Origin of the sequence: Promicromonospora sp. NPDC023805 (genome assembly GCF_040639635.1) — a bacterium.
Classification (GTDB): domain Bacteria; phylum Actinomycetota; class Actinomycetes; order Actinomycetales; family Cellulomonadaceae; genus Promicromonospora.
Genome location: NZ_JBFAAH010000017.1, coordinates 66491 through 89897, shown reverse-complemented (window position 1 = coordinate 89897; position 23407 = coordinate 66491). Strand labels below are relative to the sequence as shown.

Sequence of the window (23407 nt, the reverse complement as noted above, 5' to 3'; positions counted from 1 at the left end):
CGTCACTTCCCCAGGATGAGGCTCATCGCCTCGGCTCGGGTCGCGCCGTCACGCATGACTCCGCGCACCGCGGAGGTGATGGTTCGCGAGCCGGGCTTGCGCACGCCGCGCATGGACATGCACAGGTGCTCGCACTGGACCACCACGAGCACACCCCGCGGCTCGAGGATCTCGACCAGGGAGTCCGCGATCTGCGTGGTCATCCGCTCCTGCACCTGCGGACGGCGCGCGAAGACCTCGACCAGCCGGGCCAGCTTGCTCAGGCCCGTGATGCGGCCGTCCACGTTGGGGATGTACCCGACGTGCGCCACGCCGTGGAACGGCACGAGGTGGTGCTCGCAGGTCGAGTACACCTCGATGTCCTTGACCAGCACCATCTCCTCGTGCCCGAGGTCGAAGGTGGTGGTCAGGACGTCCTCGGGCTCCTGCCGCAGACCGGCGAAGATCTCCTTGTACGCCCGCGCGACGCGGGCCGGCGTCTCCCGCAGGCCCTCGCGCTCGGGGTCCTCGCCGACGGCGAGGAGCAGCTCCCGCACGGCCGCCTCGGCCCGTGCGGCGTCGTACGGCGGGATGTCCGCCGCGCGCCGCACGGGCATAACCACAGGGGTGATCGACCTGTCGGTCATCGTGGTGCTCCGGTCTCAGTCACTTGCTAGTTCGGCGGATCCATGGGTGCCGGCGGCGCAGTGTCCAGCACCGCCTCGTCCTGCGGGACGACGGAGTGCCCGTTCTGGGCCGCCAGCTCCTTGGGCGTCAGCACGGGACCGCGCGTGTGCACCGAACGCTGCTCGCTGGACAGCCAGACGTCGCGTGCGGGGCGCTTCTCGACGGCGCGGAAGACCTCCGCGAGCTCCTTCTGGTTCAGCGTCTCCTTCTCGAGCAGACCCAGCACCAGCTCGTCGAGCACGTCGCGGTACTGGCTCAGTACCTCCCACGCCTCGTCGTGCGCGGCGTCGACGAGCTTGCGGACCTCGTCGTCGATGGTGCCCGCCACGGACTCGGAGTAGTCGCGCTGGTGCCCGTAGTCGCGGCCCATGAACGGCTCACCGGCGCTCGTGCCGAGCTTGATGGCGCCGACCCGCTCGCTCATGCCGTACTCCGTGACCATCTTGCGCGCGATGGCCGAGGCCTTCTCGATGTCGTTCGAGGCACCGGTCGTGGGGTCGTGGAACACGAGCTCCTCGGCCACGCGGCCACCCATCGCGTATGCGAGCTGGTCCAGCAGCTCGTTACGGGTGGTCGAGTACTTGTCCTCGAGCGGCATGACCATGGTGTAACCCAGCGCGCGACCGCGCGGCAGGATCGTCACCTTGGTCACGGGGTCCGTGTAGCGCATCGCCGCGGCGACGAGAGCGTGCCCGCCCTCGTGGTACGCCGTGATCTTCTGCTCCTTGACGTTCATCACACGGGTGCGCTTCTGGGGGCCGGCCACGACGCGGTCGATGGCCTCGTCCAGTGCACGGTCGTCGATGAGCTGCGCGCCGCTGCGGGCGGTGAGCAGCGCGCCCTCGTTGAGCACGTTCGCCAGGTCCGCACCCGTGAAACCGGGCGTCCGTCGGGCGACGGCCACGAGGTCGACCTCGGGCACCATCGGCTTGCCCTGAGCATGCACCTTCAGGATCGCCGCGCGGCCCTTGAGGTCCGGGGCCTCGACAGCGATCTGGCGGTCGAAACGGCCGGGGCGCAGCAGGGCGGGGTCGAGGATGTCGGGGCGGTTGGTCGCGGCGATCAGGATGACGTTCGTCTTGACGTCGAAGCCGTCCATCTCGACGAGCATCTGGTTCAGCGTCTGCTCGCGCTCGTCGTGCCCGCCGCCCATGCCCGCACCGCGGTGCCGGCCTACGGCGTCGATCTCGTCGACGAAGATGATCGCCGGCGAGTTCTGCTTGGCCTGCTCGAAGAGGTCGCGGACACGGCTCGCGCCCACGCCGACGAACATCTCGACGAAGTCGGAGCCGGAGATCGAGTAGAACGGCACGCCGGCCTCACCGGCGACGGCGCGCGCGAGGAGTGTCTTGCCCGTACCGGGCGGGCCGTACAGCAGCACGCCCTTGGGGATCTTGGCACCGACGGCCTGGAACTTGGCCGGCTCGGCGAGGAACTCCTTGATCTCGTGGAGCTCCTCCACCGCCTCGTCAGCACCCGCGACGTCCGCGAAGGTCACCTGCGGGGTGTCCTTGCTGGCCAGCTTGGCCTTGGACTTGCCGAAGCCCATGACCCGGTTGCCGCCGCCCTGGGCCCGCGAGAGCAGGAACCAGAACACGACACCGATCAGGAGGAACGGGATCAGCACCGACAGCATGGAGGACCAGAAGCTGGGCTGCGGCACCTCCGAGTCGAAGCCGTCGGCCGGGTCCGACTTCACTATGGCGGCCTCTACCCGCTCGCCCTGGGGCAGCGTGTAGAAGAACTCGACGGTCTTGCCGTGGTCGACCTTCTCGGCGTCCTCGCCCTCACCCTCGGTCGACGAGTACGCCTTGGAGAGCTTGAGCTCGACCCGCTGCTCGCCGTCGACCATGAGGGCGTGCTCGACCGTGCTGCCGCTCAGCAGATCGATGCCCTGTGATGTCTCGATTCGCGAGACATTGGGCTGGTTCAGTGCCGAGATGGCCAGTGTCACCACGACCAGTGCGACCAGGATCCAGATGACAGGGCCACTCAGAAGCTTCTTGATGTTCTTCATCGGCGACGGGGACCGAGCCCCGTTTCCCTCCGCTCGCGCAGTATGTTTCCGTCGAAACTACATGGTCTCCCTGACAGGAGCCCCGAGTGTTCGCCCAGAGCATGTGATGCCTGGGCCACACCTCGCCCAGACGTGACGAACCGCCCGGGATGGGCATCCGCGGAGTCGAGCGGCGCTGAGTGGATCAGCCTCCGTAGACGTGCGGTGCCAGGGTGGCAACGAACGGCAGGTTGCGATAGTTCTCCGCGTAGTCGAGGCCGTAGCCGACGACGAACTCGTTGGGGATGTCGTAGCCCAGGTACTTCACGTCGACGTCGGCCTGTGCGGCGTCCGGCTTGCGCAGCATGGCGGCGATCTCGACGGACTCCGGGCCCCGCGAGCGCAGGTTCGACACGAGCCAGGACAGGGTCAGGCCCGAGTCGATGATGTCCTCGACGATGATCACGTTGCGGCCCGTCAGGTCCGCGTCGAGGTCCTTGAGGATGCGGACGACGCCGGAGGACTTGGTGCCAGATCCGTACGACGACACCGCCATCCAGTCCATCTGGACCTTGTGGTGCAGGCGGCGCGACAGGTCCGCCATCACCATCACCGCGCCCTTGAGCACGCCGACGAGCAGCAGGTCCTTGCCCGCGTAGTCCGCGTCGATCTGGGCTGCCAGCTCGTCGAGCTTCTTGGTGAGCTGCTCCTCGGAGAGCAAGATCTCTGCGAGGTCGGGTCCGACGTCGGACTGGTCCACGAGTTACTCCTGAGTTGTGCTGGGGGGCCGGGCGCCGGTCCCACCGTCCGAGATACCGGTCGGCGCGGCGCGCAGGAAAAGACTGCCACACGCACGACGGGCCCGTGCGCCGCCCGGGAGGTGGACGGAGCCTTGACCGCTCCATGACACGACGAGTGCGTCCAGTGCGTCGACGTGCCGCGCGGTGGTGTCCGTCGGCCGGCAGCCGATCGCGAGGGCGGCGAGCCGGAGGGCCCGGCGCCGGAGCGCCGGGTGGGCCCGCTCGAGGACACCGGCGTCGAGGACGAGCTCGGCGCCGCTCTCCGCCGTCGGCCCACCGGGGGCGCCCACGCCGTGTGCCGCCTGGGCTGCCGGGTCAGTGCGGGCCTCTTCGAGGAGCTCCGTGGCGAGGGTGTCCAGCAGGTCCGCGTCGTCGCGCAGCTGGCCCGCGCTACGTCCGAGGGCCTCGACGACGCCGGGGCCGAGGGTGTCCTCGAGGACCGGCAGCACGCGTCCGCGCACCTGCGAGCGCAGCGGCGTGAACGGCAGGCGAGACCGGTCCGTTGCCCCGCGCTGAACCCGGGTTGGCGAGGTGCGGTCGTCGGGTGGCAGCAGGTTGGTGGGGTCGGTCCAGAACTCCAGGCCCGACGCCGCGCACACGGCCTCGGTCTGCGCGCGCCGGAGCCCGAGGAACGGTCGGTGAAAGATCCCCCGCTCGCGCGGCATCCCGGCGAGCGACCGGGCACCGGCGCCTCGGGCGAGCCCGAGCAGCACCTGTTCCGCCTGGTCGTCGAGGGTGTGTCCCAGCAGCACCCGGGCAGCTCCGGTCTCGGCGGCGTACGCCTCCAGCGCGGCGTACCGGGCGTCCCGGGCGGCCGCCTCGGGCCCGCCCGCGCCGCTCGACCGGTCGACCTCCCGGACCACGACGGGGTCGAGACCCAGCTCGCGGCACTGCTCGGCCGCCCGCGCCGCCACCTGGGCCGACCCGGCCTGGAGCCCGTGGTCGACCACCACGGCCCCTGCCCGCACCGCGTACCCGCGGGACCGCACGGAGCGCCCGACCCGCCGGGCCTCGGACGCCAGCGACGCCGCGAGCGCGAGGCTGTCGGCGCCACCGGAGCAGGCGACGAGCACGAGGTCGTCCGGTCCGAGCGGCGCCAGCACCGCCCGGACCGCGTTGCGCGCCGCGGCGACGGCGGGATCGACGCGGGCCACGCTCAGCAGCTCCCGGCGTCCGTAGGCGCGAGCCGCGCGCCGTCCGCCGTCATCCGTGCACCCGGCGCACCCAGGCGCGGGCGTCGGCGATCTCCCGGGCGGTGGGCAGGTTCTCCGGGGCGGCCCACACCGCGTTGAGCCCGTCGCGTCCCACCGACCGCTCGACGGCGCGCACGAACGCCGCGCCGTCGCGGTACTGGGCGAGCTTGGCGTCCATGCCCAGCAGCTTCTGCACCACCACGTCGAAGGTGTTGCGCCCCTCGCCGTCGCGCCGCCGCTCGAACCGCGCGCGGATGCGGCGCACCGATGGCACGACCCGCGGCCCGACGGCGTCCATCATCACGTCCGCATGCCCCTCCAGGAGGGCCATGACCGCGGTGATGTCGGCCAGCTCGTCCTTCTGCTCGTGCGTGAGCATGCCGTCGATGATGGTGCCGTTCTCGCCGCGCAGCGTGGCGAGGACGTTCCGGCCGACAGCGACGAGCTTCTTGTCGAACCGGGCCTTCGCCAGCTCTGCCGAGGTCCGCGCCATGCCCGTGATCAGGTGCTGCGTGCGCCCGCTGAGGTGCCCTGCGAGCCACGGTGCCGCGGCGAACTGCAGGGCGTGGGTCTGCTCGTGCAGGCAGACCCACAGGCGGAAGTCACGCACCGGGACGCGCAGCGCCGCCTCGGCCTGCAGCACGTTGGGGGCCACCAGGAGGAGCCGGCCCGGAGCGGAGTACGGGTCGAACTGGCCAAGCACCCGCCCGCTGAGGAGCGCGAGAACCGCACCGATCTCGGCGGCGCCGGCCAGCTGCGCGCCGGGCGAGGTGGAGCCCTTGGAGATCTCGGCGACGACCGCCCCGATCCCCTCGGTCATGGCGGCCATGGACTGCGTGTTGGCGCGCGCCCAGGTCGCACGGTCCACGACCACCACGGGGCTCAGCGTCGACCCGCCACCGTGCGGCACCATGCGCGTGGTCTCCAGCACGTGCCCGACGGCGTCTCCCGCCGCGGCACGCAGACCGCTCACCAGGGAGTCGAGCTCGTCCCGTGGTGCATGCGGCCCGGGCGCGGCGAGCCGCCCGGCGATCTGTGCTGCGGCCGGCCAGTCGACGACCTGCGGGGCGGTGGATGCCTGGGTCACCGGACCACGGTAACGGTCCCGGCGGACGGGCCGTCAGCCCTGGACCGAGTACGCGGCCAGGTCACCGACGAAGCTGTCGTAGATCCACGTGGCGCCGACCGTCTGGTTCGCCGGGATCGAGTCGGCGAGGACCGTGAAGACGAGCAGCCGGTCGTCAGCCGTGACCACGGTGCCGGAGAGCGCCCGCACCTTGGGCAGGCTGCCGGTCTTGGCGCGCGCCACGCCACGGGCCGAGTTGGTCCCGGTGAACCGGCCGTGGCTGCTGTCGAGCGTGCCCGTCAGGCCCGCGATCGGCATGCCCACCGCCTCGCTGCGCAGCTTCGGGTGCGCGGGGTCGACCATCACCCCGAGCAGGTCCACGAGCTGCTGCGAGCTCAGGTACGAACCGTCGCCGAGCCCTGAGCAGTCGCGCAGACGCGCGCCGGTCATGTCGACGCCGAGCCGCTTCGCGCTCGCGATCACCGCCTGTGTGGCGCCGTCGTTCGAGCCGGGCAGGCCCGCGTCCACGGCGACCAGGCGCCCGAGCACCTCGGTGATCGTGTTGTCGGAGTACTGCATGGCGAACCCGACGACCTCCGCCAGCGGCGCGGAGCTGACCTGGCCGAGCACGCGGGCGTCGTCGGGGGCGGTCGCGTCGATCACGGCTCCGGCGGTGCTGAGGCCCTCTTTCTCCAGCGCCGCGGCGAAGGCTTCCGCCGCGTACTTACCGGGGTCGGACGCGCGGGGCCCGTTGTCGCCGTACCCGTCGGACAGCAGGCCGACGTTGATACCGACCGACGAGACGGGCGCCACGTAACCGGCCGCGATGTCCGCGCTGGCCACGGTCGGGGCGACGTCGTCACCGGTGAAGAGCGTGTCGTCGAGCGCGACCCGGACCTCGGTGGTGCCGTCGACCTTCACCTTGGCGGCGACCTGCTGCGCGAGGTCGGCGAGGCCGGCGCGCCCGTTCACCACGTCCGGATCGCCCTGGCCCGCCGAGAGCATCATGTCGCCGGCGCCGACGAGGACGACCGTGTTGTCGTCGACGAGGACCGCCTTGGTGTCGAGCGTGGAGCTCGCGATGCCCGACGAGAGCGCTGCGACACCCGTGAGGAGCTTCTGGGTGGACGCGGGGGTCATGAGCGTGTCCGGGCTCGACGAGCCGAGCACGTCACCCGACAGGCCGTCCGCCACCACCACGCCGACCCGGGATCCGAGCCGCTTGTCCTTGGCCAGACCGGTCACGAGGCGCTGCATCTCGATGCTGTCCGGGACGGGTGCGTCCGCGGGGAGGCTCTCGAGGAGCGCGGCGGGGGCGGGCCCCTCGACGGCGCCGGGCGCGGACGGGAAGGGGCTCGGCTCAGGCCATGGCTCGGCCATGGTGAGCATGCCGGGAACGACGTCGTACGCGTCGGCGACCAGGTACCCACCGAACAGTGCGACGACCGCGGCGACGGCAGCGCCGGAGCGCAACCCCCACTCCATGGGCATCCTCTCGATCGTCATGTAAAAGCCATAGCCAACTCTAGTAGCGGCAAACCATGTGGCGGGTACGGCAACGGCGATTCATGGGAAATTTCACCCGCTCGCGAGGCCGGTTCGCGCGCGCTGTGCGCACGCTGCGAATTATGCCGAACACAGAGAGTGGTGCTGACCACAGGTAACGGTCGCGACACGGGACACATGGCACACTGGACAGGCGCAAGGCCGCCGCCGCGGTAAGACACTTCGGCGACCACTTTCGAGAACTGGAGCACATCGGCGTGGAGTTCGACGTCACGATCGAGATCCCCAAGGGTCAGCGGAACAAGTACGAGGTGGATCACGAGACCGGACGCATCCGCCTCGACCGCATGCTCTTCACCTCGACGCGCTACCCGGACGACTACGGCTTCATCGAGGGCACCCTCGGCGAAGACGGCGACCCCCTGGACGCGCTGGTGCTCCTGGAGGAGCCCACGTTCCCCGGCTGCCTGATCAAGTGCCGTGCACTCGGCATGTTCCGCATGCGCGACGAGGCGGGCGGTGACGACAAGGTGCTCTGCGTGCCGACGGGCGACCAGCGCGCCGCGTGGCGCCAGGACATCGACGACGTCTCGGACTTCCACCGCCTGGAGATCCAGCACTTCTTCGAGGTCTACAAGGACCTCGAGCCGGGCAAGTCCGTCGAGGGCGCCCACTGGGTGGGCCGCTCCGACGCCGAGGCCGAGATCGTTCGCTCGATCCAGCGCGCCAAGGACACGGGCTACTACGACAAGCACTGACGCCTGTCGCACCAGAACGTACCTGACGCCCAGGTCACCCTCGTGACCTGGGCGTCAGGCATCTCCCGCTAGGGGCGGCCCGCGTAGGGCATCGCACCCGAGAGGCGGAGCGGGTTCTCCGACAGCGGGTGTCCGGGCAGCGTCGCCTCGATCATCATGCCGCCGCCCGTGTACATCGCCACGTGGTAGATCGACGCCGGGTCGCTCGGGTCCGAACCGTAGAAGACGAGGTCACCCGGCCGGAGCGAGCCGTAGTCCACCTTGCCGACGGCGAGGTACTGCGACCGCGACGTGCGGGTGATGTTCACGCCCTGGCTCGCCCACGACATCATCGTCAGCCCCGAGCAGTCGTACGCGGAAGGGCCCGCGGCACCGAGCAGGTACGGTGCGCCGAGCCTGGTCCGCGCCCACGTCACCGCGCCGATTCCAAGGCCCTCCGAACCCGCCGTCACGCCCTCCGTCGGCGATCCTGCGGGCGCGGGCCGCGGGGCGGGAGCCGGGGCGGGCGCGGGAGCCGGCTCGACGTCAGGTCCAGCGGTGCCGCCGTCCGCCGACCCGCCGCCGGGCCGCTCCGTGCGCACCCTGGCCACGGCGGCCGCCTCGTCCCTGACCTCCTGCCGCCGTTCGAGCTCCGCCTTCGCCGCGGCCTCGCGTGCGGCCTCCGCCGCGGCGGCCCGCGCCGCCTCCCGCTCGTTCTCGATCTCGACGCTGGTCTGGCGGAGCTGCGCGAGACGCGCGACCAGCGCCCGGCGTTCGACCTCGGCCGCCTGGGTGCGCGCCGCGAGGTCGGCCGCGGCTGCCTGGGCGGCGTCGAACGCCGTCCGCGCCTGCTCGGCGGCCACGTCGCGCTGCTTCTTTGCCGCGCTCCACCGGGCGTCGGCGGACTCCGACGCCGCACGCGCCTGCTGGTACGCGGCCATCGCCCCGCCGAGCTTGCGCTGGACCGCGCGCTCCACGGCGCTGCGACCCACCATGTCCGGAACCGAGTCCGCCTCGAAGGCGACGTCCAGCGAGCCCAGGTCGGCGTCCCGTGCCGACGCCCTGTACACCTCCGCCAGGCCTGACCGAGCCGCCACCTCACCCCTGTGCGCCTTCTTCGCCGCGGTACGGGCCGCAGCCACCTCCTGCTCGGCCTGCTCGACGGCCAGCTGCGCCTCCGCGTAGTCGGCACCCGCAACCTGGACGCGGACCTGGGCCGCCTCGAGCTCCGTACGGAGCGTGCCGAGCGCGGCCTCCGCCTGCCGGACGTCCAGCGCGCCTGCCGCCACCGCGTCCCGGGCCGCCTGGGCCTCCCCGGCGGACGGCGGGTCGGCGGGCGGGTCCGCCTCCGCGATGGGCCCCCACGGGATGACCAGACCGAGCGCGAGCACGGCGGCCCCCAGCGCACGGAGCGCCAGTACCCCGCCATGGCCGTGCCTCGCCTCGTCCAGACCTCGGATCCGCCCCATGATCACCCTCCTGATCAGCGCTGTTCCGGCGTGTCGCCTTGCGCAGACCCCGTGAATCACTCCCGTGTCACGCTCCAATGTGGCTCAAGGCGCAGATTCGCGCTACCGGAGGGCTTACGGCCCGTCTCATTTCCGAATCTCACCATCTAAGACACGACTATCGGCGCGCTCCGTCGCCGTCTACGGTCACAACATGACTCGTCGAATGTGTTGTTGCTGAACCAGCGCACGTTCGCCTGCCCTCGGCCTTTTCAGGCCGACTTCGCGTGCGCGCCTCCCCCGCCGCGGACCACCTCTTGATGCGCAGGCCCCTCGGGGCACGCCGCGGCACCTCTCGGTCAGATCCGCCAGATGTTCGCCACCAGCACGAGGAAGCAGGAGAGCCATGACTCAGCCCCAGTGGTCGTTCGAGACCCGCCAGATCCACGCCGGCCAGGAGCCGGATCCCACGACGGGCGCCCGCGCCCTGCCGATCTACCAGACGACGTCGTTCGTGTTCCCCGACGCCGGGGTAGCCGCCGACCGGTTCGCGCTCAAGGACCTCGGCCCCATCTACACGCGCATCGGCAACCCGACGCAGCAGGTGGTGGAGGACCGGCTCGCGAGCCTGGAGGGCGGCGTCGGAGCCCTTCTCGTCGCCTCCGGACAGGCCGCGGAGTCGCTCGCGATCCTCAACCTCGCCGAGGCGGGCGACCACATAGTCGCCTCCGCCAGCCTCTACGGCGGCACGTACAACCTGCTCCACCACACGCTGCCGAAGTTCGGGATCCAGACCACGTTCGTGGACGACCCGCACGACCTCGACGCGTGGCGCGCCGCCGTCCGCCCGAACACCAAGGCGTTCTTCGGCGAGACCATCCCGAACCCGCGCGCCGACGTGCTCGACATCGAGGGTGTCGCGGCGGCGGCGCACGAGGCGGGCGTCCCGCTGATCGTGGACAACACCGTCGCGACGCCGTACCTGATCCGCCCGTTCGAGCACGGCGCCGACATAGTGGTGCACTCGGCGACCAAGTACCTGGGCGGCCACGGCAGCGCCATCGGTGGCGTGATCATCGACGGCGGCCGGTTCGACTTCGCCGCCGACCCGGAGCGCTTCCCCGGCTTCAACACGCCCGACCCGAGCTACAACGGCCTCGTCTTCGCACGTGACCTCGGCGTCGGCTCCGCGCTCGGGGCGAACCTCGCGTTCGTCCTCAAGGCCCGGGTCCAGCTCCTGCGCGACCTCGGTGCGGCGATCTCACCGTTCAACGCGTTCCTCCTGGCCCAGGGCATCGAGACGCTGTCGCTGCGGATCGAGCGGCACGTCGCCAACGCGCAGCACGTCGCGCAGTGGCTGGAGGCCCGGGACGACGTCCGCGCGGTCCACTACGCGGGCCTGCCGAGCTCGCCGTGGCACGCGAACGCCCAGAAGTACGCGCCCAAGGGCGCCGGCGCGGTGCTCGCCTTCGAGCTCGACGGCGGCGCCGAGGCCGGTCAGGCGTTCGTGTCCGCCCTGGAGCTGCACTCCAACGTGGCGAACATCGGCGACGTCCGGTCGCTCGTGATCCATCCCGCCTCCACCACCCACTCGCAGCTCACGCCTCAGGAGCAGGCGCTGTCTGGGGTCACCCCCGGCCTCGTCAGGCTGGCCGTCGGCCTGGAGAACGTGGAGGACGTCCTGGCCGACCTCCAGCTGGGCTTCACCGCGGCCAAGAGCCAGCTCGGCCAGGAGACGAAGTAGCAGCGATGTGACGACGCCGTCCGCGCCGGGGCCCAACACCCCGAGCTCAGTACCCAGAGCCGCAGGAGAGAAAATGGCCATCACCACCCCGAAGGCCGCGCACGACGTCCCGGACCAACAGGTCCGCTCGGCGCTCGTGCCCTTCCCGGCGCCGGACGGCGCACTCGTCCCCGCGCAGGACGGCGCGGCGCTCGGCAGGGACGGCGGAGTTCCGCCGTCCCCTGCCGAGCCCGTCCAGGACTCGCGTTCCCGCAGCAAGCCCCCGGTGCCCGTGAGCGGAGCGTGGCGCGACGGCGACGACCCCGGGCACCGGCTGTTCGCCGACGTCGGCGCGTTCGACCTGGAGGCCGGCGGGCGACTGCCCGCCGTCCGCGTGGCGTACGAGACCTGGGGCACCCTGAACGCGGAAGGCTCCAACGCCGTCCTGGTGCTGCACGCCCTCACCGGTGACTCGCACGTCACGGGCGAGGCCGGGCCGGGGCACGTGACCGATGGCTGGTGGGGCGAGATGGTAGGCCCCGGCAAGCCGATCGACACCGACCGGTACTTCGTGGTGGCGCCCAACGCGCTCGGTGGCTGTCAGGGCACCACCGGTCCGTCGTCCCTCGCGCACGACGGGCGCCCGTGGGGCGGGCGGTTCCCGTACGTCACCACGCGCGACCAGGTCGCCGTCGAGATCGCCCTGACCCGCCAGCTCGGGATCCGGTCCTGGGACCTCGTGGTCGGCGCGTCCATGGGCGGCCTGCGAGTGCTGGAGTGGGCGCTGCTCGGACCCGAGGCGGGTATCGAGGTGCGGAACGTCGGCGCCATCGCCACGACCGCCCAGACCGGTGGTGACCAGATCGCGTGGTCCCAGCCACAGCTCGCCGCGATCCGGATGGACCCCCGCTTCCGTGACGGCGACTACTACTCCGCCGCTGACGACGACGGCCCGCACACCGGCCTCGGCATCGCGCGCCAGATCGCCCACACGACGTACCGGACGGGCTACGAGCTGGACCGGCGGTTCGGCCGGCTGCCGCAGGGCGGTGAGGACCCGTTCGCGGGCGGCCGGTTCGCCGTGCAGTCGTACCTGGAGCACCAGGGCGACAAGCTCGCGCGCCGGTTCGACGCCAACTCCTACGTGGTGCTCACCGAGTCGATGCTGTCGCACGACCTGGGCCGCGACCGTGGCGGCGTCGAGGCGGCGCTCAGCCAGATCACCGCCCGGACCCTGGTGGTGGCCGTGGACAGCGACCGCCTCTTCCCGCCCGCGCAGTCCGCACGCCTCGCCCGGTGGATCCCGAACGCGGAGCCGCTGCGGATCGTCACGAGCGACGTGGGCCACGACGGGTTCCTGGTCGAGGCCGACCAGATCGGCCCGATGGTCAGCGAGTTCCTCGGGTAACCATCAAGCAGGCGCCAGCTGATCCGCCGGGCGACCCTTCTTTACTGAACCCATCTCCAGTAGCCTTCGTCGAGCTGATCACCGCGGATCAGCTCGACGAAGAGGAGCGTTCCGTGACACCTCGCCGTGCTCTCTCCATCCTGGCTTCGCTCGGCCTCCTGGCGTCCGGAGCGGTCGCCGCCGCCCCCGCGCAGGCCGACTCCGCCCCGCAAGAGGTCCTGTTCGTCGCCAACAACTGGGACGGCACCGCGACCGTGCTGTCCTCGGGCGCCGATCTCACGCCGGTCGGCGAGATCAACGTGATCCCCGACCGCGAGCAGCGGATGCGCGAGATCTACCGCGACCCGATCCGGCTAGCGGCCTTCCTGGTCATCCGCCAGACCGTCGGCGAGGGCCACGACCAGTTCGCCGACGACATGTACACCACGCCCGACGGCTCGTCGCTGGTGGTGTCCCGGCCGAGCTTCGCCGACGTCGTCTCCATCAGCCTCGCCACCGGAGAGGTCGAGTGGCGGTTCCGAGTCGCCGGGGTGCGGGCCGACCACATGGCGGTCTCGCCCGACGGCACGCAGGTCGCCGTGTCGGCGTCCACCGGCAACCGCGTCCACGTGCTGGACATCGAGACCGGCGTCGAAGCCGGGTCGTTCCCGACCGGCGACAAGCCGCACGAGAACGTCTACACGTCCGACGGCCTGCTCTGGAACATGTCGATCGGCGAGGTCAACAACGGTTTTGACGACCCCGCCCTCGACTTCCTCAAGGGCGACCGGGTGATCACGGTCGCCGACGCCGAGACGTTCGAGGTGGTGCGCGAGATCGACATGCGCGACAGGCTCGACGACGCCGGCCTGAGCCACCTCTCCGACGCCGTACGCCCCGCCACGTTCAGCCCGGACGAGTCGAAGCTGTACTTCCAGGTGTCGTTCTTCGGCGGGTTCCTGGAGTACGACGTGGCGTCCGACCGGATCACGCGGACCAAGACGCTGCCCGGCGTGTTCGACGGGCCACGCAACGAGATGGTCAACGACTCGAGGCACCACGGCCTGACCATGCAGCCGTCGGGCGAGCACCTGTGCGTGGCCGGGACCATGGACGACTACGCGGTGGTCGTGGACCGGGCGACGCTCGAGGCGGGGCCGCTCGTCGACGTCGACAAGCCGTACTGGTCGACGGTGACCGGTGACGGCGGGGCGTGCGTCGTGTCCGAGTCCGGATCCGACCAGGTGACGTCCATCGACTTCGAGACCGGACAGAAGGTCACGTCGGTGCCGGTGGGCGACCACCCGCAGCGCGTGCGGCTGGGCACCGTCCCGGCCGGCTGGTCCGGCGTCGGCTAGGGTCGCCGCATGCTTGCCGCCTACGTGACCAGCTTCTCGCCCGACAGCCCGATCGACGGCCTGGAGGTGGGTGACCGCCCCGAACCGGAGGCCGCTGAGCACTGGACCACCGTGGAGGTCCGGGCCGCGAGCCTGAACCACCACGACCTGTGGTCGCTGCGCGGCGTCGGCCTGCGGGAACAGCAGCTGCCGATGATCCTCGGCACCGACGCCGCCGGCGTGACGCCGGACGGCACGGAGGTGCTCGTGCACGGCGTCATCGGCGCCGACGGGCACGGCGTCGGGCCGAAGGAACCGCGGTCGCTCCTCTCCGAGCGCTACCCCGGAACCCTCGCCGAGCGCGTCTCGGTGCCGACGGCGAACCTCGTGCCCAAGCCTGCCGAGCTGTCGTTCGAGGAGGCCGCGTGCCTGCCGACGGCGTGGCTCACCGCGTACAACATGCTCTTCACCGCGGGCGGGCTCAAGCCGGGTGCCAGCGTGCTCGTGCAGGGCGCCGGCGGCGGCCTCGCGACCGCTGCGATCACCCTCGGGGCGGCGGCCGGCCTGGAGGTCTGGGTGACCTCACGCTCCGCGGAGAAGCGCGAGCGGGCCGTCGAGCTCGGCGCCGCGGGTGCGGTGGAGACGGGCGCGCGCCTGCCCGCACGTGTCGACGCCGTGCTGGAGTCGGTGGGTCAGGCGACGTGGGCCCACTCGATCCGCTCGGTACGCCCAGGCGGCTCGGTGCTGGTCTGCGGGGCGACGTCCGGCGACGCTCCCCCGGCCGAGCTGACCCGCGTCTTCTTCCAGGAGATCCGGGTGCAGGGCGTCACCATGGGCTCGCGCGACGACCTGGGCGCGCTAGCCCGGTTCTGCGCCCGCACCGGTGTGCGCCCGGTGATCGACGCCGAGGTCCCGCTCGCCCGGGCCGCCGACGGCCTGGCCCGGATGCACGAGGGCAACCAGTTCGGCAAGGTGGTCGTGCGGCCCTGAGCCTCCGGCTCAGGCGAACCGGCGGGAGAACTCCTCGACCAGCGTGGGGCCGGTGTCCCCGAGGCGCCACACGCTCCACCCGTCGGCGGTGTACGAGCCCGACGCCGCCGTGGCCGCCGAGTCCGGGTGCCGGTAGCGAGCGCCGTTGGCCAGCTCGATGGCGCCGTCCGGCAGGAGCAGCGCCTCGAAGTGCTGGTTGCGGCGCGGGCGCGACCACACGATGCGCGTGGGGGTGCCGATGCTGCGGGCGAGCGCCTCCAGGTCGGGGTCGTCCTCCTCCTCGAACAGCATCGGGGTGCTGGCCCGGATGCTCTCGCCCGGCGGCACCGGCCGGGCCGGCGCCTCGGGGGCGCTCGACGGGTAGGGGTCGGCCGCGAACGCCGTCTGCCCGTAGCCGTCGTCAGGTCCGGCCATGTAGCCGCCGGACTCCCACGGGTTCTGCTCGGTGACCACCGGCGCCGCGCCGTCGGAGTATGGCGCCTCGTACCCGGGCTGCTCGCCGTAGCCGTAGCCGCTCTGGTCGCCGTAGCCGACGGCGGGCTCGGGCGTGTAGTCGTACGCCGGCGCGAAGGTCGACTCCGCGCTGTAGCCGGGCTCCTGGGGGTAGCGGGGCTGGGTGATGTCGAAGTCGGCAGGCTCGTTGGAGCCCGTGGCGGGGTACGCGGGAGCGCTGTCGTACGACCCCGGCTGCCACAAGTTCTCGTCGGTGGACGGCGGCTGCGGCACGGGCGGCGGCGGGTAGGTCGGTCCGGCGGCCGGCGTGGGGTCGGACGGCGGATACACCGTCGTCGACCCGTCGGGCTGGGCGGACGCCGTGAACCGGTCGGTGCGCGAGCGGCGACGCACGGACGGCGTCGGCTCAGCGGCGGGCTCGGCCCGTGGCGGGGCGGCGACCTCGCCGAGCGAGGAACGGCTGGCCGCCAGCCGCGGCGGGGCGCTCTGCGTCGGACGGGACTCGGTGCCCGGGCGCACGGAGGAGACCGGCGCGCTCGGTGCGCTGCCTCCGCCGGTACCGCTGGTGGCAGGCGGCGTGGTCTCGGGCGTGGTCGCGGCGGCCTGTGCGCGGCGGCCGGCACGGGTACCGGCCACCCGCTCGGACTTGCCGCCGGCCGCGGCGCGTTCGGGCGTGCCGCCCCGTGTGGCACCTCCGCGGAGGCTGGACCGGAGTCCGGTCGCCGCGTTGGTCGGGCTGGAGGCCGGGTTGTCGGCGAGCGGCGTGGGGTTGTCGGCGCGGACGGGCGTCTGCCGCGCGGAGCGCTCGGCACGGGACTGCGGCGCCTGCTGCACGCGGGCCTGCGGCGCCTGGGCGACGACCGGCATCTTGCCCGTGAGCGCGTAGCCGACCTTCACGCCCTCCTCGAACGCGTCCTTGGGCGCGGCGGAACCGCCGGTGACCCCGCCGGTGACACCCGTGTCCATGGAGGTGCTGACCGAGCTGTCGATGGAACCCGTGATGGCCCCGCCGATCGGCGCGGACTTGGCCGCGGGCAGGCCCGGCGGAAGGTGCACCACGAGCGGCGAGACGTCGAGGAACTTGCGGCCGTCGTTCGAGTTCACGACGCCCATCTTCAGCACCTCGACCGGCATCGTGGGCTGGCGCAGGAAGTCGACGGCGTTGAGGATCTCGTCGGGCGCGTTCTGGCAGATGATGATGAGCCGCGCACCGTTGCCGCTGTTCTTGCCCGCCTGCGTTCGCGTGATGGGCACGCTGTCGTAGAACGCCGCGACGTCGTGCTGGAAGGAGCTCGCGCCGCCGCTGTAGCGCGCGGCGAGGTCGGACCGCGTCAGCCGGCCGGCCGCTCCGGCGTGGTCGAGGGCCTTGGCGAGGTTCTCGCGGTCAAGATCCGCGACCAGCTCCACCACGACCGGCGAGCCCGACGCGTCGAGCGCGAGCAGGTGCGGCTCGTCCGGGCCGGAGCCCTGCGCGATCGGGAACACCTCTTCACCGAGGAGCCCGTCGATGTGCGAGTCGACCACCTGGTTGGCGGTGGTCTTGAGTCCTGGTTCCGAACCCTTCACGCCGTTCGCGGACGTCACGAGGAGGGGCCGCTGGGTATCGACCTCGAACAGTGGCATCTCGTGATCTCCCGGGGTCCTGCGGCATTGGTCCGCCTTAGCCTAAAGGCCGGGGGCAAGGGACCGGAAACACGCCGGTGAAGGTGTGGTGACAGTTGTCACGAGCTGGGTGAGTTCTCCGGCGTCGGCTGCGCCGCCCTGAAGCGGGTTCAGGACGGCGCCGCCGGGTCCCGTCAGAGGTGGACGACGATGCTGCCGCCCAGGTAGGAGGCGCGTGCCGGACGGCCGTCGACCAGCACCTGGGCGAACCTGCCCGCCACCCGGAACGCGCGCAGCACGGTGTGGCGGCCGCCCTGTCGGCTTCCGTCGCCGGTCAGCTCGAGAGTCGTACCGGGCGCGATCTCGACGGTTCCCCGTACCTCGACGGTCGTCGCGAGGCTCGAGCGCAGGGTCGTCCCCTGCCCGAGAGCCACCGCGCCGCGGCCCAGGCTGTCGGCCGAACCAGCCACCAGGGTGCCGCCCCGGACCACCGTGCCGCCGCGGTAGGAGTTGCAGCCCGCGAGCGTGAGGACGCCCGTGCCGGTCTTGACCAGGCCGCCCCGGCCGTCGATGTCGTTGCGCCAGATGTCCTGAGCGGCCAGGCCGCCCTGGGCCGTGTCGAGCTCGGCGGCGACCGTCCGGTCGAACCGGGCGTACCCGTCGGCGGCGGCGAACAGGTTGAGACGCCCCCACTGCTCGGGCCCGTCCAGGATCGGGTAGCCGGAGGGCAGCGCGGTCGTGCGCAGCACGTCGCGCACCTGGGCCGGGGACAGGTACGGGAAGCGCGTCTCGAGCAGGACCTCCGCACCCTTCGGCACCTCGAGGTCGGTGGAGTACCCGCCCTGGCGGCGCAGGACGTAGGTCAGCGACGAACGGATCTGCTTCTGGTTCGCCGCCCGGTCGCCGTACTCGTCCGGGCCGGTGTGGGCGGCGGTGTACAGGTCGCTGGTACCGGTGACGGCCGTGAAGTACTCGACGGCCCGGGAGCGGGCGGCGGCCTTCAGCTCGGCGTTGACCGGGTCGGCGAGGATCGCGGCGGCCAGCGCGGTGGCCATGATCCGGCCGCCCATGACGTCCACCGGCGAGTGCATGCCTGCGGTGATCCGGCTGTCGCCGAGCACCGCCGCCATGACCATCAGCTCGGAGAACCGCTCGGGTACCGCGTACGCGAAGGCGAGCGCGGCCAGCCAGGCGGCGTTGGTGTGGCCGCTGGGGAAGCCGCCGTCCGTCGTCGGATCGGTGCTGCGCTGCCGGAGGAGCTGCGGTGCGACCACCACGCGGGACTCGTAGACCGGGTAGCCGAGGTCGTCGACCCGGCCCGTGTCCACGACGGTGCTCCGGTCCGTCATCCGCCACGGGCGCGGGTACTGGAAGGCCGCCTTGGCCGGGTTGCCGGACGAGTAGTTGCCACGCACCGTGTTCACGAGCCGGACGATCTCGCCGAGCTCGGACGTGTCCGAGCCCGCACCGATCGCGGACCCGGCCGGCGCGCCGGCGGGCACCGCGTCGCTGACGGTGGTGGGCGGGGTCCCGTCCGGGGCGGTGGTGATCGAGGTGACGGCGAGCGAGCCCGCCCGGTACGCCTCGGCGAACGGGCCGAGACCGGCGATGACCGAGTAGCTCTGGTGCCTGCGGTCGTAGACGAAGGACTGCTTGGCTTCCTCGTCGGTACGGCGCCGCGTCACGTCGGCGACGTACCGGACGTTGTCCTGCAGCACCCGCGGGGACAGGGCGAACCCGGTGTTCCACTCACCACCGGTCCGCCACAGGTCCGACATCCCGGACAGTGCCTGGACGACGGCGTTGGTGTCGGCGGTGACGTTGGCCGGGGCGTTCGAGGTGTACCAGTCGACGAACGGCGTCCAGGCAGCGTTGCCTGTCGCCGGGGCGGGAGCCGCCTGCGCCGAGGGCAGGCCGACGACGGCCGGCCCGACGACGAGCGCGCCGGCGCCGAAGGCCGCACCGCGCAGAAAGCTCCGTCTGTTGACGTTAACGTCTGTCAGAGTCATAGGCACAAGGGTCCCGGAAAGTCGGGGCTTGTCAATAACTCCTGACAAATGTTCACGCGGGGTTGGCGAACCGGACCACAGGGATCAGGAGTGCCCGGTCTCCGACTGGTCGGCCGCGAGCCGCTCCTCGACGCGGGCGATCTTGCTGTTGATCTGCCCGTCTGCCGCACCGGGGCGGATGTCGGCCTTGATGACGAGCGACACCCGGTGCCCGCCGCGGCCCACCGCGTCGGTGGCGCGCTGGATCACCGGCATCACCTCGTCCCAGGAGCCTTCTATCTCGGTGAACATCGAGGTGGTGCGGTTCGGGAGGCCGGACTCCCTGACGATGCGCACGGCTTCGGCGACCTGGTCGGCGACGGACTCGCCTGCGGTCATGGGGGCGACGGAGAACGCGAAGACAGCCATGTACCCAGTCTGCCCCCACACGTAGGCTCGACGCGTGAACGTCACCCTTCTCGCGGGCGGGGTCGGCGGTGCGCGGCTCGCGCACGGCCTCGATCTCGCGCTCGGCGCGGCCCCCGTCAGCGCATCAGCCCAGGCCGGCACCTCGCCGCAAGCCCTCACCGTCGTCGTGAACGTCGGCGACGACACCGAGCTCCACGGCCTCGCCATCTCCCCCGACATCGACACGGTCGTCTACACCCTCGCCGGGCTGAACGACGAGGACCGCGGCTGGGGCCTGCGCGGCGAGTCGTACGCGACTCTGTCGGCGCTCAAGGACCTCGGCGAGGACACCTGGTTCACGCTCGGCGACCGCGACCTGGCCACCCACATCGTCCGCACACAGCGCCTGCGCCGCGGCGAGCCGCTGTCCGCGGTCACCGCGCACCTCGCCGCCTCGATGAGTGTCGGGCCGCGCATCGTGCCGGTCACCGACGACCACCTCGCGACCCTCGTCGACACCCCGTCGGGCCGGCTCGGGTTCCAGGAGTACTTCGTGGGCAGGCAGCACGCCGACGCGGTCCTCGGCCTGCACTTCGAGGGGGCCGACGCCGCCCGCCCGGCCCCCGGCGTGCTCGACGCGCTGGCGGCTCAGCTGGTGGTGCTCGCGCCGTCGAACCCGTTCCTGTCGATCGAGCCGCTGCTCGCGGTGCAGGGGGTGCGCGAGGCGCTGGCCACGGCGCCCGGCCGCCGCGTGGCGGTGAGCCCCATAGTGGGCGGACAGGCGATCAAGGGTCCGGCCGCCCAGATCCTGGAGACGCTCGGCCACGAGGTCTCGGCACTCGGCGTGGCCCGGATCTACGCGGACCTCGTCGACGTCATGGTCATCGACGAGCGGGACGCGGCCCTCGCCGGCCCCATCGCCGACCTCGGCCTGGCCGTGCACGTCACCGACACCGTCATGGGTGGCCCACCCGGCCGCGAGCGCCTGGCCCGCGAGCTGCTGGCCCTGGTGTGACCGGCGTCCGGCGGTCCGGCCGGGGCACGACGGCGGTGGTGCCGCTCCGCGACGGCGTCTCCGGCAAGTCGCGGCTGGCCGCGGTGCTCGACGGCGACTCGCGGCGGCGGCTCGTCCGGGTGCTCGCCCGGCACGTGGTGACGACGCTGCTGGCGTCCGACGGGATCGGGCGGGTGGTCGTGGTGACCGCCGACCCGGTCTTCACGCGCGAGACGCTGGCGGGGCTCGAGGTGGAGGTGCTGGAGCAGCCCGCCGACCGGCCGGGCCTGAACGGCGCGCTCGAGCATGCGCGGGAGGTGCTCGCGGTGGGTGGTTCCGGGCCGCTGCTCGTGGCGCACGCCGACCTGCCCGCCCTCACCCCGGAGGATGTCGCGGCGCTCCTGGCCGAGGACGCGCCGGTGGTGATCGCGACGGACCGCTACCGGTCCGGCACCAACCTCCTGCTCCTCGCCGCGGAGCCCTCCGGGGCCTTCGAGCCGTCCGAGCCCTCCGAGGTGGGCGGCTTCCGGTTCCGGTTCGGGGTCGGTTCGCTCGCCGCGCACGTCGTGGAGGCGGAGGCGCACGGGCTGGAGGTGACGGTGGTGCACCGGCCCGGCACCGCCGTCGACCTGGATACCGCCGACGACTGGTCGCAGCTCCCGGACGAGGTTCGCGCCGCCGTCGGCCAGCAGGTGCCCGGCCTGCTGTGATCCGGCCTGCTGTACCGGGTCAGCGCGCGGCGGCCTCGGCCGCCGCGCGCAGGCTCCGGACCGCCTCCTCCAGGCGCGCGTCGGCCAGGTTGCCGTAGCCGATCACGAGCACCGTCGACCTGGCCGACGGCGCGGCTTGGTACCGGCGGAGGTCGACCAGCGCGACGTCCCGGGCGGCGCCCTCGCGGGCGACGGCTGCGGCGTCGATGCCTCGCGGGTCCACCCCCGGCAGGTCGAGGCCCGCCAGGTCTACTGTCACGTGCATCCCGGCGGCGATCCCCCCGACCCGCGCGCCGGGCAGCTGGTCGTCGAGGGCGGCCAGCAGGGCGGACCGGCGTCGGGCGTAGCGGGCGCGGGCCGCGCGCAGGTGCCGCGCGTACGCGCCGTCCGCGACGAACCGTGCGAGCGTGAGCTGGTCCAGCGTCGCCGGGCCGGGCGTGGGCCCACGCCGCACGGACACGCCAAGGACCGCGGCGCGCCACCGTTCCGGCACCACCATCCAGCCGATCCCGAACGCCGGTGACAGCGTCTTGCTCGTCGCGCCGAGCAGTACCACCCGCTCCTCGTCCAGCCCCTGCAGGGCGGGCACCGGACGACGGTCGTAGCGGAACTCGGCGTCGTAGTCGTCCTCGATCACGAGGCCGTCCACCTCCCGCACCCAGGCGAGAACCGCGGCGCGGCGGTCGTCCGACAGCGCCGCGCCCAGCGGGAACTGGTGCGCGGGAGTGAGCAGCACCGCCCGGGCCCCCGTGCGGGCGGCCTCCGTGCGCAGCCGGTCGGTGGAGATGCCGCCGTCGTCGACCGGGACGGGGACCGGCACGAGACCGGCGGCCGCAGCGACGTCGCGCAGCGGGGCCCAGCTCGGGTCCTCGACGAGCAGGTGGGTGTGGCCGGCGTCGGCCAGTGCGGCGGCGATCCGCGACATCCCGTCGGTGGCGCTCCGGGTGAGCAGGACCGCACGGTCCGGCCCGGCGGTCATGCGCGCGCGCCGCAGATGGGCCGCCACCGCCTCGCGCGCCGCCGGGTGCCCGCCGGCCGGCTGCCCGCCCAGGTCCTCGTTGGTCGCCGCAGCCAGCGCGTCGCGTGCGGCCCGTAGCCAGGCCTCGCGGGGGACGTGCCGCAGGTCGGGCACCCCGGGCGCGAGGTCGTGCGTCGCCCGGCGCGGGACACGTTCGGGCGCCCCACCCGCCCCCGGAGGTCGATCTGGTCGAGACCGGGGCTCGGCCGACGGCGCAGCTACTGCCCCCGGCACGGCGCCCCCCGCCGACGCCGCGACCCGCGTGGCCGAACCCGTCCGCGCGTCGAGGACCCCCTTGTTCACCAGGTGCCCGTACGTCTCGGTGACCACCCAGCGTGAGATGCCGAGGGTGTCGGCGAGCGCCCGGCTGGGCGGCAGCGCCGTACCCGCGGCCGCAGCCGATCCGGACCGGCTGGGCGACGGCCGAGCTGCTCGACTACGCGCGGTCCACCGGCACCGCCGACCGCCCCGGACTCGCCGTCATGGCGTACTCCCCGCTGCACCAGGGCGTGTTCACGCGGGACGACAAGTCGCTGTTCAACGGGGCGGACCACGCCGGCTCGCGGGAACGGATCGCGGTGCTGCGCGCCGTCGCCGCCGAGATCGGCGCGACGCCGAACCAGGTGGCGCTCGCCTGGCTGCTGGGCGGCGAGGTGCCGGTGATCCCGGTGTTCGGCGCCAGCAGCGTGGCGCAGCTCGACGAGGTCCTCGGTGCGGCAGACCTGGTCCTCGACGAGGAGACCCGCGCCCGCCTCGACAACGCCTGACCTACCAGCCGCCTCGGTGGATCACCTCGGCCTCGGGCTTCCGGCGGCGGCGGGTGGGCGAGCCCTTCGCCCCGCCGTCCGCCGGATGCCCGATGGCGACGACGCCGGTGATCTCGAACTCGTCGGGGATACCGAGCTCGCCCCGGACCGCCGCCACATGCTCCGGCGGGACGCCGAAGAAGCACGCGCCCAGCCCCTCGTCGACGGCGGTCTGCAGCATGAGCAGCGAGGCCATGCCGACGTCGACGTGCCAGAACGGGACCGGCCACCGCGCCTCGTCGAGGTCCGCCCAGCCCTTGTCCTTCTCCGCGTACCGCCGCAGGTAGGCGGCCTTGGACGCCAGCGCGAGGACAACGACCGGGGCGGTCCGCATCCCCGCGAGCCAGGCCGACATGTCACGCTCGGACCGCTCCGAGGCGTCCGGCGCCGACACCGCCCAGAACCGGTCGCGATCCTCCGGCGTCTCCAGCACCACGAACGCCCACCCCTGGCTGAACCCCGCACTGGGGGCGCGGACGGCGTTGCGGGTGATCCGGTCGACGGCCGCCGCCGACACGGGCTCGGCGGTGAACTTGCGGTGCATCCGGCGCTTGCGGACGACGTCCTGGAATTCCATGG

20 protein-coding genes are annotated in these 23407 nt (G+C 72.6%); 8 read left to right on the top strand and 12 right to left on the bottom strand.

Annotated elements, in window-relative coordinates; translation table 11 throughout:
• Positions 1-2: 2 nt before the first annotated feature.
• From folE to dacB, 6 genes are all read right to left on the bottom strand, one after another.
• A complete protein-coding gene (folE, locus tag AB0F70_RS17510; protein WP_357450820.1) occupies positions 3-596 on the bottom strand; it encodes a GTP cyclohydrolase I FolE in 594 nt (197 codons plus the stop codon).
• A 56-nt stretch (positions 597-652) separates the two neighbouring features.
• Positions 653-2683, bottom strand: coding sequence for an ATP-dependent zinc metalloprotease FtsH (gene ftsH, locus AB0F70_RS17505; RefSeq protein WP_357450686.1), 2031 nt, complete (start codon positions 2681-2683; stop codon positions 653-655).
• A 184-nt stretch (positions 2684-2867) separates the two neighbouring features.
• Positions 2868-3422, bottom strand: coding sequence for a hypoxanthine phosphoribosyltransferase (gene hpt, locus AB0F70_RS17500; RefSeq protein WP_116677043.1), 555 nt, complete (start codon positions 3420-3422; stop codon positions 2868-2870).
• A 3-nt stretch (positions 3423-3425) separates the two neighbouring features.
• Positions 3426-4616 (bottom strand): tRNA lysidine(34) synthetase TilS, encoded by a 1191-nt coding sequence (gene tilS, locus AB0F70_RS17495; RefSeq protein ID WP_357450681.1) that lies wholly within the window; start codon positions 4614-4616, stop codon positions 3426-3428.
• Between the two features lie 49 nt (positions 4617-4665).
• Positions 4666-5742: a zinc-dependent metalloprotease gene (locus AB0F70_RS17490; protein WP_357450677.1), complete on the bottom strand. Its 1077-nt coding sequence runs from the start codon at positions 5740-5742 to the stop codon at positions 4666-4668.
• 33 nt (positions 5743-5775) lie between these two features.
• A complete protein-coding gene (gene dacB, locus AB0F70_RS17485; RefSeq protein WP_357450674.1) occupies positions 5776-7227 on the bottom strand; it encodes a D-alanyl-D-alanine carboxypeptidase/D-alanyl-D-alanine-endopeptidase in 1452 nt (483 codons plus the stop codon).
• Between the two features lie 257 nt (positions 7228-7484).
• Here dacB and AB0F70_RS17480 point away from each other — a divergent pair, with 257 nt between their 5' ends.
• A complete protein-coding gene (locus AB0F70_RS17480; RefSeq protein WP_108493354.1) occupies positions 7485-7985 on the top strand; it encodes an inorganic diphosphatase in 501 nt (166 codons plus the stop codon).
• A gap of 68 nt (positions 7986-8053) precedes the next feature.
• On the opposite strand, the gene AB0F70_RS17475 is transcribed toward AB0F70_RS17480, so the two are convergent.
• Positions 8054-9433, bottom strand: a complete 1380-nt coding sequence (locus tag AB0F70_RS17475; protein WP_357450670.1) for a C40 family peptidase — start codon at positions 9431-9433, stop codon at positions 8054-8056.
• A gap of 385 nt (positions 9434-9818) precedes the next feature.
• On the opposite strand from AB0F70_RS17475, the gene AB0F70_RS17470 reads away from it, so the two are divergent.
• The 4 genes from AB0F70_RS17470 (at position 9819) to AB0F70_RS17455 (ending at position 14849) form a co-directional block, all read left to right on the top strand.
• The gene (locus AB0F70_RS17470; RefSeq protein ID WP_357450668.1) at positions 9819-11156 is read left to right on the top strand and encodes a bifunctional o-acetylhomoserine/o-acetylserine sulfhydrylase; all 1338 of its coding nucleotides are present in this window, start codon (positions 9819-9821) and stop codon (positions 11154-11156) included.
• A gap of 73 nt (positions 11157-11229) precedes the next feature.
• On the top strand, positions 11230-12543 hold the full coding sequence (locus tag AB0F70_RS17465) for a homoserine O-acetyltransferase (RefSeq protein WP_357450666.1): 1314 nt from the start codon (positions 11230-11232) through the stop codon (positions 12541-12543).
• Positions 12544-12656: 113 nt separating this feature from the next.
• Positions 12657-13880 carry a YncE family protein gene (locus AB0F70_RS17460; RefSeq protein ID WP_357450663.1) on the top strand — a complete coding sequence of 408 codons (1224 nt, stop codon included), beginning with the start codon at positions 12657-12659 and terminating at the stop codon, positions 13878-13880.
• 9 nt (positions 13881-13889) lie between these two features.
• Positions 13890-14849, top strand: coding sequence for a zinc-binding dehydrogenase (locus tag AB0F70_RS17455; RefSeq protein ID WP_357450661.1), 960 nt, complete (start codon positions 13890-13892; stop codon positions 14847-14849).
• A 9-nt stretch (positions 14850-14858) separates the two neighbouring features.
• On the opposite strand, the gene AB0F70_RS17450 is transcribed toward AB0F70_RS17455, so the two are convergent.
• The 3 genes from AB0F70_RS17450 to AB0F70_RS17440 all read right to left on the bottom strand — a co-directional run bounded on the left by AB0F70_RS17450 (position 14859) and on the right by AB0F70_RS17440 (position 19321).
• Positions 14859-16925 (bottom strand): hypothetical protein, encoded by a 2067-nt coding sequence (locus AB0F70_RS17450; protein ID WP_357450659.1) that lies wholly within the window; start codon positions 16923-16925, stop codon positions 14859-14861.
• A gap of 173 nt (positions 16926-17098) precedes the next feature.
• On the bottom strand, positions 17099-18913 hold the full coding sequence (locus AB0F70_RS17445) for a phosphatase PAP2 family protein (protein WP_357450657.1): 1815 nt from the start codon (positions 18911-18913) through the stop codon (positions 17099-17101).
• An 84-nt stretch (positions 18914-18997) separates the two neighbouring features.
• Positions 18998-19321 carry a thiamine-binding protein gene (locus AB0F70_RS17440; RefSeq protein WP_357450655.1) on the bottom strand — a complete coding sequence of 108 codons (324 nt, stop codon included), beginning with the start codon at positions 19319-19321 and terminating at the stop codon, positions 18998-19000.
• Positions 19322-19355: 34 nt separating this feature from the next.
• On the opposite strand from AB0F70_RS17440, the gene cofD reads away from it, so the two are divergent.
• Positions 19356-20315 (top strand): 2-phospho-L-lactate transferase, encoded by a 960-nt coding sequence (cofD, locus tag AB0F70_RS17435; protein ID WP_357450652.1) that lies wholly within the window; start codon positions 19356-19358, stop codon positions 20313-20315.
• Positions 20312-21004: a 2-phospho-L-lactate guanylyltransferase gene (cofC, locus tag AB0F70_RS17430; RefSeq protein ID WP_357450648.1), complete on the top strand. Its 693-nt coding sequence runs from the start codon at positions 20312-20314 to the stop codon at positions 21002-21004. The genes cofD and cofC overlap by 4 nt, the downstream gene beginning before the upstream one ends.
• A 19-nt stretch (positions 21005-21023) precedes the next feature.
• Here cofC and AB0F70_RS17425 read toward each other — a convergent pair whose 3' ends face one another.
• Positions 21024-22364: a PLP-dependent aminotransferase family protein gene (locus AB0F70_RS17425; protein WP_357450817.1), complete on the bottom strand. Its 1341-nt coding sequence runs from the start codon at positions 22362-22364 to the stop codon at positions 21024-21026.
• Between AB0F70_RS17425 and AB0F70_RS17420 the strand changes: the two genes are divergently transcribed.
• Positions 22358-22789 carry an aldo/keto reductase gene (locus tag AB0F70_RS17420; protein ID WP_357450645.1) on the top strand — a complete coding sequence of 144 codons (432 nt, stop codon included), beginning with the start codon at positions 22358-22360 and terminating at the stop codon, positions 22787-22789. The genes AB0F70_RS17425 and AB0F70_RS17420 overlap by 7 nt on opposite strands.
• Position 22790: 1 nt before the next feature.
• On the opposite strand, the gene AB0F70_RS17415 is transcribed toward AB0F70_RS17420, so the two are convergent.
• Positions 22791-23405: a nitroreductase family protein gene (locus AB0F70_RS17415; RefSeq protein ID WP_357450642.1), complete on the bottom strand. Its 615-nt coding sequence runs from the start codon at positions 23403-23405 to the stop codon at positions 22791-22793.
• Between the last annotated feature and the right edge of the window lie 2 nt (positions 23406-23407).